16 protein-coding genes are annotated in these 14,867 nt (G+C 64.2%); 13 read left to right on the top strand and 3 right to left on the bottom strand.

Going from position 1 to position 14,867, the window contains the following annotated elements; translation table 11 throughout:
* Positions 1-61 precede the first annotated feature (61 nt).
* From BLT65_RS15505 to fliE, 3 genes are all read right to left on the bottom strand, one after another.
* Entirely contained in the window at positions 62-391 is a 330-nt protein-coding gene (locus BLT65_RS15505) for a flagellar protein FliT (protein ID WP_035991528.1), read from the bottom strand.
* Positions 388-822: a flagellar export chaperone FliS gene (gene fliS / locus BLT65_RS15500; protein ID WP_007577111.1), complete on the bottom strand. Its 435-nt coding sequence runs from the start codon at positions 820-822 to the stop codon at positions 388-390. The genes BLT65_RS15505 and fliS overlap by 4 nt, the downstream gene beginning before the upstream one ends.
* Before the next feature lie 391 nt (positions 823-1,213).
* Positions 1,214-1,549, bottom strand: a complete 336-nt coding sequence (gene fliE, locus BLT65_RS15495; protein WP_091778885.1) for a flagellar hook-basal body complex protein FliE — start codon at positions 1,547-1,549, stop codon at positions 1,214-1,216.
* Between the two features lie 233 nt (positions 1,550-1,782).
* On the opposite strand from fliE, the gene fliF reads away from it, so the two are divergent.
* The 13 genes from fliF to fliR all read left to right on the top strand — a co-directional run bounded on the left by fliF (position 1,783) and on the right by fliR (position 14,134).
* Positions 1,783-3,564, top strand: a complete 1,782-nt coding sequence (gene fliF / locus BLT65_RS15490; RefSeq protein ID WP_042315519.1) for a flagellar basal-body MS-ring/collar protein FliF — start codon at positions 1,783-1,785, stop codon at positions 3,562-3,564.
* A complete protein-coding gene (gene fliG / locus BLT65_RS15485) occupies positions 3,554-4,549 on the top strand; it encodes a flagellar motor switch protein FliG (protein WP_042315518.1) in 996 nt (331 codons plus the stop codon). The genes fliF and fliG overlap by 11 nt, the downstream gene beginning before the upstream one ends.
* Positions 4,536-5,216: a flagellar assembly protein FliH gene (gene fliH, locus BLT65_RS15480; RefSeq protein ID WP_079483720.1), complete on the top strand. Its 681-nt coding sequence runs from the start codon at positions 4,536-4,538 to the stop codon at positions 5,214-5,216. The genes fliG and fliH overlap by 14 nt, the downstream gene beginning before the upstream one ends.
* Complete coding sequence (fliI, locus tag BLT65_RS15475; protein ID WP_091778883.1) at positions 5,210-6,865, top strand: flagellar protein export ATPase FliI; 1,656 nt, start codon at positions 5,210-5,212, stop codon at positions 6,863-6,865. Before fliH ends, fliI begins: the two co-directional genes overlap by 7 nt.
* 18 nt (positions 6,866-6,883) lie before the next feature.
* A complete protein-coding gene (gene fliJ / locus BLT65_RS15470) occupies positions 6,884-7,333 on the top strand; it encodes a flagellar export protein FliJ (protein WP_007734698.1) in 450 nt (149 codons plus the stop codon).
* 65 nt (positions 7,334-7,398) lie between these two features.
* Positions 7,399-8,922 carry a flagellar hook-length control protein FliK gene (locus BLT65_RS15465; protein ID WP_091778881.1) on the top strand — a complete coding sequence of 508 codons (1,524 nt, stop codon included), beginning with the start codon at positions 7,399-7,401 and terminating at the stop codon, positions 8,920-8,922.
* A gap of 607 nt (positions 8,923-9,529) precedes the next feature.
* Entirely contained in the window at positions 9,530-10,033 is a 504-nt protein-coding gene (gene fliL, locus BLT65_RS15460) for a flagellar basal body-associated protein FliL (RefSeq protein ID WP_042315512.1), read from the top strand.
* 65 nt (positions 10,034-10,098) lie between these two features.
* On the top strand, positions 10,099-11,097 hold the full coding sequence (gene fliM / locus BLT65_RS15455) for a flagellar motor switch protein FliM (RefSeq protein WP_042315511.1): 999 nt from the start codon (positions 10,099-10,101) through the stop codon (positions 11,095-11,097).
* On the top strand, positions 11,090-11,554 hold the full coding sequence (gene fliN / locus BLT65_RS15450) for a flagellar motor switch protein FliN (protein WP_035991507.1): 465 nt from the start codon (positions 11,090-11,092) through the stop codon (positions 11,552-11,554). Before fliM ends, fliN begins: the two co-directional genes overlap by 8 nt.
* The gene (fliO, locus tag BLT65_RS15445) at positions 11,551-12,171 is read left to right on the top strand and encodes a flagellar biosynthetic protein FliO (RefSeq protein ID WP_091778879.1); all 621 of its coding nucleotides are present in this window, start codon (positions 11,551-11,553) and stop codon (positions 12,169-12,171) included. Before fliN ends, fliO begins: the two co-directional genes overlap by 4 nt.
* Before the next feature lie 86 nt (positions 12,172-12,257).
* A complete protein-coding gene (fliP, locus tag BLT65_RS15440; protein ID WP_091778877.1) occupies positions 12,258-13,028 on the top strand; it encodes a flagellar type III secretion system pore protein FliP in 771 nt (256 codons plus the stop codon).
* Between the two features lie 22 nt (positions 13,029-13,050).
* Positions 13,051-13,320, top strand: coding sequence for a flagellar biosynthesis protein FliQ (gene fliQ, locus BLT65_RS15435; protein ID WP_007577083.1), 270 nt, complete (start codon positions 13,051-13,053; stop codon positions 13,318-13,320).
* Positions 13,321-13,351: 31 nt separating this feature from the next.
* On the top strand, positions 13,352-14,134 hold the full coding sequence (gene fliR, locus BLT65_RS15430; RefSeq protein WP_091778874.1) for a flagellar biosynthetic protein FliR: 783 nt from the start codon (positions 13,352-13,354) through the stop codon (positions 14,132-14,134).
* The last annotated feature ends 733 nt before the right edge of the window (positions 14,135-14,867 follow it).

Here is a 14,867-nt window from a genome sequence, read left to right as displayed (position 1 = left end):
TCCTCTCGCGCATTGACGCTGCGTGGCCGCTAGCGGCTCGTATTGGACGTTATAAAAGCGCTCAGCGCGCCTGGTAAAGTTCTTTCAGCACGATGGCCGGGCGGCTCGGCGCAAACAGCGCCTGCAGCTTGGCCATGCGCGGGTTCGCGAGATCGCGGACCGTCGCGTCGTTCGCGAGGATCTGGCGGATCAGGTCGAATTTGCGCGAGCGTTCGTCGTCGGACAGGCGTACGCCGTCTTCCGCGTGCTTCAGCGCGTCGACGAGATGCCGGTACTCGTCCTGCAACAGGACGAGATCGTTCCAGAGCGCGTCTCGCGCTGCCATCACCATCCGGACCGAAATCGCTGCGATCGCCTCGTAGCGGGCGAAATATTCTGCGTTCGAACTCATCTCATGCTTTCCGCGGACGACTGCATCGCCATCCGCGCAATCTCCGGCGCGATTCCAATCCAGGCTTCCTCGAGCGTAGCCAGCAAGCCGTCGACTTCGACGAGCATCGCATCGCTTTGTTTGAGGTTCGCCTCGAGCAGTCGCCGAGTCATATAGCTATAGAGCGCATGAAGACGCTCCGCGATTTCACCGCCGGCTTCGACGTTGAGCGCCTGCTGCAACCCGTCGCCGATGATCTGAATAGCCTTGCCGATCGCCTCGCCGCGTGCCGCGATGTCGCCCTGTTGCAGATGCATGCGCGCCTGCGCAACGGCCTTGCGTGCCCCCTGGTAGAGCATCACGATCAGGCGATGTGGACTGGCGCCCATCACCCCTGTCTCCACGCCGACGCGAGCGTAGGCATTGGCTCCAGAGTGTCCCGGGGAAAACATCGGCGCTCCTCCTGTATTACAGATGACAATCAGATCAGACTGACAGCGGACGGCCCGCCGGAGCGCTGCGCGATCTTGCCGCACGCCTCCCGCCAGCCCTTGTATCAAGGTTATCGGTTCATACGAATAAAGCTTTAGCCCGCTGGAAGGAAGCGTCAGGAAAGATACGCCGCACGGCACCGGGCGCCGCGCGGGCGCGGGGTTGGCTGCGAACGGCGGGTCGCCGCACCGGCACGGTGCAGGGAACCGGCGCGCATGGCCGCCCGGCGAGGCGGGCGACGGGACGCTGCGCACGCTTGCGACAGACGCGATGCCGCCTGCATAGACTGCGCTCCGCCGCCCAGAGGCCGACGGCTGGGCGCGGTCGCAGGCGACATGCGTCGCAGGCGTCTCAGACGGCCATCTGCATGATGTCGTTGTAGGCCGACACGAGCTTGTTGCGCACCTGCAGTCCGAACTGGAAGCCGACGTTGGCCTTCTGCATGTCGACCATCACGTCGTTCAGCGACACGTTCGGCGCGCCGAGTTCGAAAGCATGGGCCTCGCCAATCGCGCTCTTCTGGTCGCCGCTGATCTTGTCGATCGAGGCTTTCAGGGCCGACGCGAAGCCACCTGCCGTGGCCGCGCCATTGTCGTTCCCAACCGGGGCGCTGCCGCCCGTGGCCTGGGCCGCCATCTCCTGCATCTGCTGCAAGGCCGACTGGATCGGATTGATGAGTGCCGTCATGTTCTCTCCTGGGTGAGATGCAGGCGAGCGTTCGCGCCATACACCGATTGGACAGGAAGCATAGCAGCGGCCCTTTTGCGAAAGCCGTGAAAGTAAGGGGGAAACCCCCCGCTATTCGGCGCATCGGGTTGCTTACCCATGCGGATAATCCCTAGCGTGAAAGTCTCTGTCGGCAGGCAAGGTAAGGCGCCGTAAGCCGCAGAACGCAAAAGCATTCCGGAGAAACCCGACGCATGGATTCGTCAGCCAACTCTTTGATCAACCCCGATGCCCGCATGGGCCTCGCCGGCGCGCAGCCGGGCACAGCGGGAGCAGCCGGCGGCGCTGCAGGCCTCGACCTCGGCGGCACGGGCGGTGGCTTCGCCACGCGCTTCCCGGGCCTTCCGACGTCGCTGTCGCAGATGCGCGGCAACCCGCGCGCACCGCTGATCTTCGCCGTCGCGTTGCTGGTCGCCGTGGTCGCGGGGCTGATCCTCTGGTCGCGCGCACCGGACTATAAGGTCCTGTATAGCAATGTCTCCGATCAGGACGGCGGCGCAATCGTTGCCGCGCTCCAGCAGGCGAACGTGCCGTACAAGTTTTCCGATGCGGGCGGCGCCATCCTGATCCCCGCCGATCAGGTGCATGAAATGCGTCTGCGCCTCGCGTCGCAGGGTCTGCCGAAGAGCGGCTCGGTCGGCTTCGAACTGATGGACAACCAGAAGTTCGGCATCAGCCAGTTCGCCGAGCAGATCAACTATCAGCGCGCGCTCGAAGGCGAGCTGCAGCGCACGATCGAATCCATCTCGACGGTCAAGTCGGCGCGTGTCCATCTGGCGATTCCGAAGCCGACCGTGTTCGTGCGCGACCGCGAGGCGCCGTCGGCATCCGTGATGGTCAACCTGTACCCGGGCCGCATGCTCGACGAAGGCCAGGTCGTGGCGATCACGCATATGGTCGCCTCCGCCGTGCCCGACCTGCCCGTGCGCAACGTGACGATCATCGACCAGGACGGCAACCTGCTCACGCAGGCAGGCGTCAGCGGCAGCGGCCTCGACGCGACGCAACTGAAGTATGTGCAGCAGATCGAGCGCAACACACAGCAACGCATCGACGCGATCCTTGGACCGATGTTCGGCGCCGGCAACGCGCATTCGTCGGTGAGCGCGGACATCGATTTCTCCCGGCACGAGTCGACCTCGGAGGCCTACGCCCCGAACAACGACCCGCAGCAGGCCGCCGTCCGCAGCCAGCAGACCAGCACCGCGACGGAAATGTCGCAGGGCGGCGCCTCGGGCGTGCCGGGCGCGCTGTCGAACCAGCCGCCGCAGCCGGCGTCCGCGCCCATCGTCGCCAGCGCGAATGGCGCCAGCGGCGTGACGACGACGCCGATCAGCGACCGCAAGGATGCGACCACCAACTACGAGCTGAGCAAGACCGTGAGCCACACGGAGCAGGCGGTTGGCGGCATCAAGCGTCTGTCGGTGGCCGTGGTGGTGAACTACATGCGCGTCGTCGACGCGAAGGGCCACGCGACGATGCAGCCGGTTCCCGCCGACAAGCTCGCGCAGGTCAAGCTGCTGGTCAGCGACGCGATGGGCTACGACAAGGCACGCGGCGACTCGGTCAACGTCGAGACCAGCGCGTTCACGCAGATCGTCGACCCCGATGCCGATCTGCCGTGGTGGCGCACCAAGGACATGATCGCGATGTACAAGCAGATCGCGACGTACGTGGGCATCGGCGCAGTCGCCCTGTTCCTCTACTTCGTGATGGTCAAGCCGGCGCTGCGCCGCGCCTTCCCGCCGCCGGAGCCCGCTGTCGCCGCGCTGATGTCGCCGGACGAGCCGGTGCTCGACGGTCTGCCGAGCGCAGCCGCCATCGCCGCCGAAGAGGAAGTCGAAGGATCGCTGGTGTCGCTGGAAAGCGACAAGGCCAAATATGAGCGGAACCTCGAATATGCGCGTCAGATCGCGCGTCAGGATCCGAAGATCGTTGCAACCGTCGTGAAGAGCTGGGTGTCCGATGAGCACTGAAGGCGTATTGAAGAGCGCGCTCCTGCTGATGTCGATCGGCGAGGAAGAGGCGGCACAGGTATTCAAGTTTCTGGGGCCGCGTGAGGTCCAGAAGATCGGCGTCGCGATGGCGTCGCTGAAGAACATCACCCGCGAGCAGATCGACGAGGTGCTGCACGAGTTCGTCTCCGAGGCGGACAAGCACACTGCCCTCTCGCTCGACTCGAACGATTACATCCGCTCCGTGCTGACCAAGGCGCTCGGCGACGACAAGGCGGGCGCGATCATCGACCGTATCCTGCAAGGCAGCGATACGAGCGGCATCGAAGGCTTGAAGTGGATGGATTCGGCGGCTGTCGCGGAACTCATCAAGAACGAGCACCCGCAGATCATCGCGACGATTCTCGTCCACCTGGACCGCGATCAGGCGTCGGAAATCGTCGCGTGCTTCACGGAGCGCCTGCGCAACGACGTGCTGCTGCGTATCGCGACGCTCGACGGGATTCAGCCCGCCGCGCTGCGCGAACTCGACGACGTGCTGACGGGCCTGCTGTCGGGCAGCGACAACCTGAAGCGCAGCCCGATGGGCGGCATCCGCACGGCGGCGGAAATTCTCAACTTCCTGCCGGGCAATCACGAAGAGTCGGTCATCGACAACGTTCGCCAGTACGACGCGGAGCTGGCGCAGAAGATCATCGACCAGATGTTCGTGTTCGACAACCTGCTCGACCTGGAAGACCGCGGCATCCAGCTGCTGCTGAAGGAAGTCGAGTCGGAAACGCTGATCATCTCGCTGAAGGGCGCGCAGCCCGCGCTGCGCCAGAAGTTCCTGTCGAACATGTCGCAGCGTGCAGCCGAGCTGCTCGCGGAAGACCTCGACGCACGCGGCCCGGTCCGTGTGTCGGAAGTGGAAACGCAACAGCGCAAGATCCTTCAGGTCGTGCGCAACCTCGCCGAGTCTGGTGCAATTGTGATCGGCGGCAAGGCGGAAGATGCATATGTCTGACCACGATCCCGTGCGCAAGGAAAGCCTCTCGGCCTACCAGCGCTGGGAGATGGCCTCGTTCGACCCGGTGCCCGAGCCGGAACCCGAGGTCGACGACGACGGCGCGTTCGAAGCCGAACTGCAACGCCTGCGCGACACCGCGCATGCGCAGGGCGTCGCGTCCGGCCATGTGGCCGGCCAGGCGCTCGGCTATCAGGCCGGCTACGAACAGGGCCGCGCGCAAGGCTTCGAGCAGGGACAGGCGGAAGCGCACTCGGAAGCCGCGCAGCTTGCCGCGCTCGCCGAAACGTTCAAGGCCGCGCTCGACAACGTGCAGCACGAATTGTCCGAAACGATCGTCGCGCTCGCGCTCGACATCGCGCAACAAGTGGTTCGCCAGCATGTCCAGCACGATCCGACGGCGCTGCTTGCCGCCGCGCGTGAGGTGATGGCGACTGAACCGGCGCTGGTCGGCGCGCCGGCTCTGATCGTGAGTCCTGCCGATCTGCCCGTTGTCGAAGCGTATCTGCTGGAAGAACTGCAGACGCGCGGCTGGACCGTGCGCACCGACCCCGCGATCGAACGCGGCGGCTGCCGCGCGGTCTCCACCACGGGCGAAGTGGACGCCGGCATCGGCACGCGCTGGGAGCGCGTGACGGCTGCGCTCGGCAAGGCAAGCACATGGTAAAGCCGACCATCGAAGACATTCAGCACAGCGACCTCACGCCGCTCGAGCGCGAGCTGGCGCTGGCGTCGTTCGGCGCGGAAGCGCTCACCGTCGCGCAGATGGAAGAGTCGCTCGCCGCGTTGGAGTCCGCGATTTCTGACGCGCATTCGGCGGGCCAATCCTGCGATGAAACGCACGACGACGCACGCGACAACGCCAGCGGCGCACATCCCGCTGCCGCGCCCGCGAGCCGCGAATCGGCGGCTGCGCAAAAGCGCGCGCCCGATCCCGCACTCGCATCCAATCCGCATCTGCAAGCGTGGCGCAATCGTTTGAATGGCCTGCGCGAGCGCAACCAGATAGCGCGCCCACTGCGCGCCTGCGGCCGCCTGACGCGTGCCGCCGGGCTGGTGCTCGAAGCCGTCGGCCTGCGGCTGGCCGTCGGCTCGGAAGTGATGATCGAGCTGCCGCCCGGCAGTTCGCGCACGATGGCCGAAGCCGAAGTGGTCGGTTTTCACGGCGACAAGCTCTTTCTGATGCCGACGACGGAAGTTGCCGGTTTGCTGCCCGGTGCGCGTGTCTACCCGCTGGAAGTGGCGCCTATCGCCGATCCGATGGCGGGCGCGAAGCGTCTGCCCGTCGGCTGGGAACTGCTCGGCCGCGTGGTCGATGCATCGGGCAAGCCGCTCGACGGCTTCGGCCCGCTCAACGCGCGCAACGACGCGCCGCTCACGGCACCGACCATCAACCCGCTGCATCGCGAGCCGATTCACAAGGTGCTCGACGTCGGCGTGCGCGCGATCAACGCGTTGCTCACCGTCGGACGCGGCCAGCGCATGGGCCTGTTCGCCGGTTCGGGCGTCGGTAAATCGGTGCTGCTCGGCACGATGGCGCGCTACACCAGCGCCGAAGTGATCGTGATCGGCCTGATCGGCGAACGTGGCCGCGAAGTGAAGGAATTCATCGAGCAGATTCTCGGCGAGGAAGGTCTCGCGCGCTCCGTCGTCGTGGCCGCGCCCGCCGACGTGTCGCCGCTGCTGCGGATGCAGGCCGCCGCCTACACGACCTCGCTCGCCGAATATTTCCGCGATCAGGGCAAGCACGTGCTGTTGCTGATGGACTCGCTCACGCGTTACGCGATGGCGCAGCGCGAGATCGCGCTGGCGATCGGCGAGCCGCCCGCGACCAAGGGCTATCCGCCGTCCGTGTTCGCGAAGCTGCCGGCGCTCGTCGAGCGCACGGGCAACGGCCCGGAAGGCGGCGGTTCGATTACCGCGTTCTATACGGTGCTGACGGAAGGCGACGACCAGCAGGACCCGATCGCCGACTCGGCGCGTGCGATTCTCGACGGCCATATCGTGCTGTCGCGCGCGCTCGCCGAAGCGGGCCATTACCCTGCCATCGACATCGAAGCGTCGATCAGCCGCGCGATGACCTCGCTCATCAGCGACGCGCATCTCGATCGCACGCGTCAGTTCAAGCAGATGCTGTCGCGCTACCAGCGCAACCGCGATCTGATCAACGTCGGCGCGTATTCGTCGGGACGCGACGCCGTACTCGACAAGGCCATCGCGCTGTATCCGCGGATGGAAGCGTTCCTGCAGCAAGGTTTTCGCGAGAGCGCCGGCTTCGACGCCAGCATCGCGCACCTCGATTCGCTGTTCGGCTAGCAAGCCAGGAGAGACTGAATGAGCAAGCACTTTCCGATCAAGACGCTGATTGGCCTCGCACAGGACGACGTCGACGCCGCCGCGCGCAAGCTCGGCCGCGTGCAGCGCGAGCGCAACGATGTCGAAGCGCAGCTGACCGCGCTCATCGAATACCGCGACGAGTATCACCGCCGCTTCACGGAAACCGCCAAGGCGGGCATGCCCGCCGGCAACATGCGCAACTTTCAGGCGTTCATCGACACGCTCGACGCCGCCATCGAACAGCAGCGCGGCTTGCTGGCCACGGCGACGGCGCGTGTCGAAGCCGCCAAGCCCGAATGGCAGCACAGCAAGCAGAAGCTCGGTTCATACGAAGTACTGGAAGCACGCGGCATCGCCGCTGAAGCAAAAGTCGCGGCGCGCCGCGAGCAACGGGACGCCGACGAGTTCGGCGCACGAATTCTCCGGATGCGCGCGGAAGGCGCATGAAGACGCCTGACGCCGCGAAGCGCTGCGGCGCGCAACGGGACTGACACGACCACACGAGATCCAGCATGTCGCCTCTTTCACTGATCAACTCGCTGCTCGGCTCGACGAGCGGCACATCGGGCAGCAGCGCGTCGAACGGCGTCAACAACAGCACGCTGCCTTTCTCGACGACGCTGCAGCAAAGCATCGCCGCGCAGAACCAGATCGTCGCGCCCTCGCCTGCTCCCGCGCCGGCGCCGGCACCGACGCCTGCGCCGTCCGCATCGAATGGTTCCAGCGTGCATGACGTGCCGCCCGCCGATAACAGCTCGAACAACACGAGCGCCGCCGACAGTTCGAACGACACCGACAGCACCAAGTCCACAAGCCAGAGCGACAACACGCAGCAAAGCAGCGCGTCGAACGGCGCCAACGGTGCAGACGGCACGAATGGCGCGAACGGCAAGGACAAGACCGACACGGCCTCGAAGCCGGACGACGGCGCGCCGACCAAGGACGCCGCAGCCGCAGAGACGGCAGCAGCCGCTGCGGCCGCAGCCGCCGCGGTGCAAGCTCAGGCACAGGCGAGCGGCGCGGCCGATGCAGCGAATGCGGCGACGGCCGACGCACAGCCGTCGACACCCGCTTCGCCCCCGGTCGCCGGCAACACGACGACGCCCGTGATCCAGACACCGTCGAAGAAGATCGCATCGCTCGATCCGAAAGCGACTCAAGACGCATTGCAGGCCGCCTTCGCCGCGATGGCGAACGGCCAGGGCGCAACGCCTGCGACGGGCATGAACGCATCCACCGGCTCGGGCACGTCGGCCACGGGCGACGCGACGCTCGGCGGCGCTGGCGCAGGTGCCGGCAAGGGCCTGACGCTCGGCGACTTGCGCAACATGAAGGGCGACGCGACGGCGAACGGTACGAATGCCACCGCCGCCACGACACCGGCCGCTGCAGCCGCCGCGCAGCCGAGCCCCGCCGAAACGCTTGCCGCTGCCAGCGCGAGCGTCCCGCAGGCGAGCGCCGTGCCCGCCGCGAATACCGACACGAGCGCCGCGCTTGCCGCGACCCAGGCCGCATCGGCGGCAGCGGCTGCGAGCGCGACGACGACGGTGACGCAGGGTTCCAACCCGGCAACGGCCGCGATGGCGAACGCGATCGCGCCGCAAGTCGGCGCGCACGATTGGGAAGACGCGTTCAGCCAGAAGGTTGTGTTCCTCACCAACGCGCATCAGCAGACGGCGGAACTCACGCTCAATCCGCGCGACCTCGGCCCGCTACAGGTCGTCCTCCAGGTTGCCGATAACCATGCACATGCCCTTTTTGTTTCGCAGCATCAGCAGGTGCGGGAGGCGGTCGAAGCCGCGCTACCGAAACTGCGTGAAGCGATGGAGCAAGGCGGCATTGGGCTGGGCAGCGCCAGCGTCACCGACGGCTTTGCCCGCCAGAGCAGCCAGCAGGGCCAGGAACAAGGCAGCGGCGCGCGCGGTGGCCGCAGCAGCGGCCGTGGCGATGCGGGGATCGAGATGGCGGATAGCGGCGCGACGACGGTGAGCATGCCTGTGCGACGCACGGTTGGGTTGGTGGACACGTTCGCGTGATGTTGTGCGGGTTGCAGCGCTGGCATCCGCGTGATGTTTTCGGTTTTCATGCGTTGCCCCTGTGCGGGGCGGCAGTCACTTTCTTTGCCGCCGCAAAGAAAGTAACCAAAGAAAGCGGCTCACACCGAGCCGCTTGACCATCGCCAGGGACTAGGAACGGCCCAAGCTGCGGCAAACTGTGTGTAGGTTTTCTCGCCATAAGCGCGAGCACTTCGGACCAGGTCCGGAGTGCTCGCGTGTGCGGCACGACGGCCTACACACAGTTTGCCGCAAATAGGGCGCTGGAAGCTCTGGAGCAATCGTCAAGCGGCTCGGTGTGAGCTGCTTTCTTTTGCCTACTTTTCTTTGCAGCAGCAAAGAAAAGTAGGTGCCGCCCCGCACAGGGGCAACGCATGAACAACGAAAACATCACGCGGATGCCAGCGCAACGACAAACCGCCGGATGCCAGCGCAACGGCAAACCGCAGGACGCCTGCACAGCAAAAAACAAAACCACCCCCGAGCAGGCAAACACACGAGCTAACCCTGAATATCCCTTCTTTTCGACCCATCGCAGCAGCGTCGGACACCTGAAAATTCAACCTACAGCATTGAGGCAATCAATTCCATGGCAACCACGACCGCAAACCAGCAAGCCAACGCGAAGCCCTCCTCTCCGGGCCTCGTCAAGCGCATATTGGTGATCCTGCTGATCGTACTGGTCGCGGCAGGCGCAGCCGGCGCCGCCACCTGGTTCTTCATGTCGAAGCGTGCGCCCGCCGCCGCGACGGCAGCAGCGCCGGCGCCCGCGCCTGCACCCATCTTCTTTCCGCTCGAATCGATGACGGTGAACCTGCAGTCCGACGACGGCCAGCAGCACTACCTGCGTATCGGTCTGACGCTGAAGCTGAACGACCAGAAGGTGCAGGAACATTTGACCGAACATATGCCCGAAGTCCGCAGCCGCGTGCTGCTCGCGCTGTCGAACAAGCATCCCGAAGAACTCGCGACGCTCGACGGCAAGAAAGCACTCGCCGTGGAACTCGAAAAACTGATCGAAGAGCCGACCGAGGCCAACGGTCAACCCGTGCACGTTTCCGACGTGCTGTTCACCGAATTCGTCGTCCAGTAACGGCGCCTTGTGCCGACTGATTTGATCTTCCACCGCGCCATTGAAGGGACGTACGAGGAATAGGAATGGGCCACGAAGAGTTCATGTCCCAGGAGGAGGTCGATGCCCTCCTGAAGGGCGTCACCGGCGAGTCCGACTCGCAATCCGATCAGGGCGATCGGTCCGGCGTCCGCCCGTACAACATTGCGACGCAGGAACGCATCGTTCGCGGCCGGATGCCCGGCCTCGAAATCATCAACGACCGGTTCGCGCGTCTGTTGCGCGTCGGCATATTCAACTTCATGCGGCGCACGGCGGAAATTTCCGTCGGCCCGGTGAAGGTGCAGAAGTACAGCGAGTTCACGCGCAACCTGCCGATCCCGACGAACCTGAACCTCGTCCACGTGAAGCCTCTGCGCGGCACGTCGCTGTTCGTGTTCGATCCGAACCTCGTGTTCTTCGTGGTCGACAACCTGTTCGGCGGCGACGGGCGTTTCCATACGCGCGTCGAAGGCCGCGACTTCACGCAGACCGAGCAGCGCATCATCAGCAAGCTGCTTGGCCTCGTGTTCGAGCACTACACGACGGCATGGAAGAGCGTGCGGCCGATGCAGTTCGAATACGTGCGCTCGGAAATGCACACGCAGTTCGCCAACGTCGCGACCCCGAACGAAATCGTGATCGTCACGCAGTTCTCGATCGAATTCGGGCCGACGGGCGGCACGCTGCATATCTGCATGCCGTACTCGATGATCGAGCCGATCCGCGACGTGCTGTCCTCGCCGATCCAGGGCGAAGCGCTCGAAGTGGACCGCCGCTGGGTGCGCGTGCTGTCGCAGCAGGTGCAGGCAGCCGAAGTGGAACTGACGGCGGATCTCGCGCAGGTCCCCGTGACGTTCCAGGACATTCTCAACATGAAGGCGGGCGACGTGCTGCCCATCAACATTCCCGAGCACATCACGGCGAAGGTCGACGGCGTGCCGGTGATGGAATGCGGCTACGGAATTTTCAATGGTCAATACGCATTGCGCGTGCAGAAGATGATCAGCGCAGCGGAACAGATGAAGGAAGCGGGATATGACTGAGTTGAACTCGACACCCGATATGGACATGCCGGAAGAGTCGAAGGTGAATGATCCGTTGCCCGGCTCGGGCGCCGAAGAAGCGGCCCTCGACGATTGGGCGAGCGCGCTCGCCGAGCAGAACGACAACACGTCGGTCAGCGCAACCACGGCTGGCGTGTTCCAGCCGCTGTCGAAGGTCGAGCCGTCCACGACGCGCAACGACATCGACATGATTCTGGACATTCCCGTTCAGATGACGGTCGAGCTGGGCCGCACGAAGATCGCGATTCGCAACCTGCTGCAACTCGCGCAGGGTTCCGTCGTCGAGCTGGATGGTCTCGCGGGCGAGCCGATGGACGTGCTCGTCAACGGCTGCCTGATCGCGCAGGGCGAAGTGGTGGTCGTGAACGACAAGTTCGGTATTCGCCTGACCGACATCATCACGCCGTCCGAGCGTATCCGGAAGCTGAACCGATGAAACACGCAGTAACCCGGGCCGCGTCCCACGGGAGCGGCATGCCGCTGCCGCGCCGCGCCCGTTTCATGTCGACGGTGGTTGTGGCTGGGCTCATGCTCTGCGCCAGCGTATTCCATCTCGCCCACGCCGCCGACATGAATGCCGTCAACAACGCCGCGAAGATCGCCTCGAGCGTCGGCGCGGGAACGGCAGTGCCGTCGCTCGGCGTCGGCGCCGTGTTGCAGACGATCGTAGGTCTTGCTGTCGTGATCGGCCTCGTGTTCGGCTTCGCATGGCTCGCGCGCCGCTTCGGCCTGCAACCGGGCCAGCGCGGCGGGATCGTGAAGACGATCGGCGGCACGTCGCTTGGCGGCAAGGAACGCGTGGCCGTCGTCGAGATCGGCGATACGTGGCTCGTGCTCGGTGCTGCACCCGGCAACGTGCGCCTGTTGCATACCATGCCCGCCGGCTCGGCCACGGGCTCGAACCTTCCCACCGGCACGTCCTTTTCGGTGCCCGGCGCATCCAATCCCGGCGGCCCGGTCCAGTTGAGCGGCACCTTCGGACAACGCTTTCGCGACGCGCTCAAAAACGAAGCGGCCAAACGTTTCCAGCGACGCGCGAGCGGAGAACAGTAATGCAGTACGACCGATCTGACGCGCAGCGCGGCTGCGCTGTGACTTCCCACGTCCTTACCCAGCCTTCCTCGCAGGCTTCCGCTTCGATGAAAAAGCGCATCCTGAAGGGCGCCGCGCTGGTTGCGCCGCTCGCCGTGCCCGCGCTGCTGCTCGCGCTGCCGACGCTGTCGCATGCGCAGGCCAACGGTCTGCCCGCCTTCAACACGAGCCCCGGACCGAACGGCGGCACGACGTACTCGCTGAGCGTGCAGACGATGCTGCTGCTCACGATGCTGTCGTTCCTGCCCGCGATGGTGTTGATGATGACGAGCTTCACGCGCATCATCATCGTGTTGTCGCTGTTGCGTCAGGCGATCGGCACGCCGACCACGCCGCCCAACCAGGTGATGGTCGGTCTCGCGCTGTTTCTCACGCTGTTCGTGATGACGCCCGTGCTCGACAAGGCCTACACCGATGGCTACAAGCCCTTCTCCGAAGGCACGATCCAGATGGACGAGGCGGTGAAGCGCGGCGTTGCGCCCTTCAAGGCCTTCATGCTGAAGCAGACCCGCGAAAGCGATCTCGCACTGTTCGCGCGCATCTCGCACGCGGCGCCGATGCAGGGTCCGGAAGACGTGCCGCTGTCGCTGCTGGTGCCGTCGTTCGTGACGAGCGAACTGAAGACGGGTTTTCAGATTGGCTTCACCGTGTTCATTCCGTTTGTGATCATCGACATGGTGGTGGCGAGCGTGCTGATGTCGATGGGCATGATGATGATTTCGCCCGCGACCATATCGCTGCCGTTCAAGCTGATGCTGTTCGTGCTGGTCGATGGCTGGCAGTTGATCATCGGCTCGCTTGCGCAGAGCTTCGTCTGAATTCTGCAGGGAGAATCACGCCATGACGCCGGAAACCGTCACCACGCTCGCGCACGAAGCGATGTACATTGCATTGCTGCTGGCTGCGCCGCCGCTTTTCGTGGGGCTGGTCGTCGGTCTGATCGTGAGCCTGTTTCAGGCCGCGACGCAGATCAACGAAGCGACGCTGTCGTTCATTCCGAAGCTATTCGCGATCGCCGTGACGCTGGTGCTGATCGGTCCGTGGATGCTCGCGAAGATGCTCGATTACATGCGTCACATGTTCACCAGCATTCCGACGCTCGCGAACTGAGCGCCCTTCTCTTTCCTTCTTTCGACGCGCGATGTTCTCCGTCACCTACGAACAGCTGAACGTCTGGCTGACCGCGTTCCTGTGGCCGTTCGTGCGGATTCTTGCGCTGATGGCGACGGCGCCCGCGTTCGGCGACAAGTCGTTGCCGACTCGCGTGAAGGTCGCTCTGGCGGGTTTTATTACGCTGATCGTTGCGCCGACTATCGGTGCGTTGCCGCAGGTTACTGTGTTTTCCGCGCAGGGCGTGTGGATCATCGTCAACCAGTTTTTGATCGGTGCGGCGCTTGGTTTTACGATGCAGCTCGTGTTTGGTGCGATTCAGGCCGCCGGCGACATTATGGGCATGAGCATGGGGCTCGGGTTCGCGACGTTTTTCGATCCGCATGCTGCGGGGGCCACGGATGTCATGTCGCGCTACATGAATATGCTCGCGATTTTGACTTTTCTCGCGTTTGATGGGCATTTGCAGGTTATCTCTGCGTTGATTCAGACGTTTCAGGCGCTGCCTGTGTCGGCGAATGTGCTTGGGGCTAACGGATGGCGAGTACTCGCCGGGTGGGGGAGCACTGTGATCAGTGCAGCACTGCTGCTGTCTCTGCCGATTGTCACTGCGCTGCTTATCACTAATCTTGCGCTTGGGATTCTTAATCGGGCTGCGCCGCAGATTGGGGTTTTTCAGGTTGGGCTGCCTGTTACCGTTATTACTGGGTTGCTGCTGATTCAGTTGATGTTGCCTAATATGATGCCTTTCTTTGCCCGGTTGTTTGAGAGTGGGATTGAGCAGATGGGGCGGGTCGCGGCTGGGTTAAGGTGAGGGTTTTTGCTGCGCGAGCGGTTTGGTTTGCTTGGGTTTTCGCTGGCATCCGGGTGGCTGTGTTTGCCGCGCAAGCGGTTTGATGTTTTTGCCTTTGCGCTGGCATCCGCGTTTTGTTAGCTTGCTTCAAGCGTCGCCCCTGTGCGGGGCGGCACCTACTTTTCTTTGCCGCCGCAAAGAAAAGTAGGCAAAAGAAAGCGGCTAACACCGCCAATTCTTCTTCCTGCCTGAGGGCCCCCGAAGGTTCTTACGCTTCACACGGCAACCACATGACTCATGCTCGTTGCCAGCGCTCTTAAATGGCGCCTCACCCGCTTCGAGCTCCCGCAGTACTGTATGCCACGCCAGATATTCCTCCGCCGCCCAGGTGGCAAACTGTGTGTCGGCCCCTTGTGCTCCACACGCCTCACTTCGGACCAATAGCACACGCGTCCCACCTTGTACGAGCGCCAAGCTATACGCCGCGACAACCTGCACACAGTTTGCCACCTGGGCGGCACATACCATTCGCTGCCGCTAACACGTGTACGGGTATTTGAAGCGGGTGAGGCGCTCATTCGGAGCGTTGGCAACGTGCGCTGGACGGAGACGCCGCCGTTTGAAGCGTAAGAACCGTTGGGGGCCCTCAGGCAGGAACAAGAACTGGCGGTGTGAGCCGCTTTCTTTTGCCTACTTTTCTTTGCGGCGGCAAAGAAAAGTAGGTGCCGCCCCGCACAGGGGCGACGCGTGAAGC

The sequence above is a fragment of the Paraburkholderia steynii genome (assembly GCF_900100565.1).
Lineage (GTDB): Bacteria > Pseudomonadota > Gammaproteobacteria > Burkholderiales > Burkholderiaceae > Paraburkholderia > Paraburkholderia terrae.
Note: the sequence above shows the minus strand (reverse complement) of the source record. Positions and strands in the feature narration are given on the sequence as shown.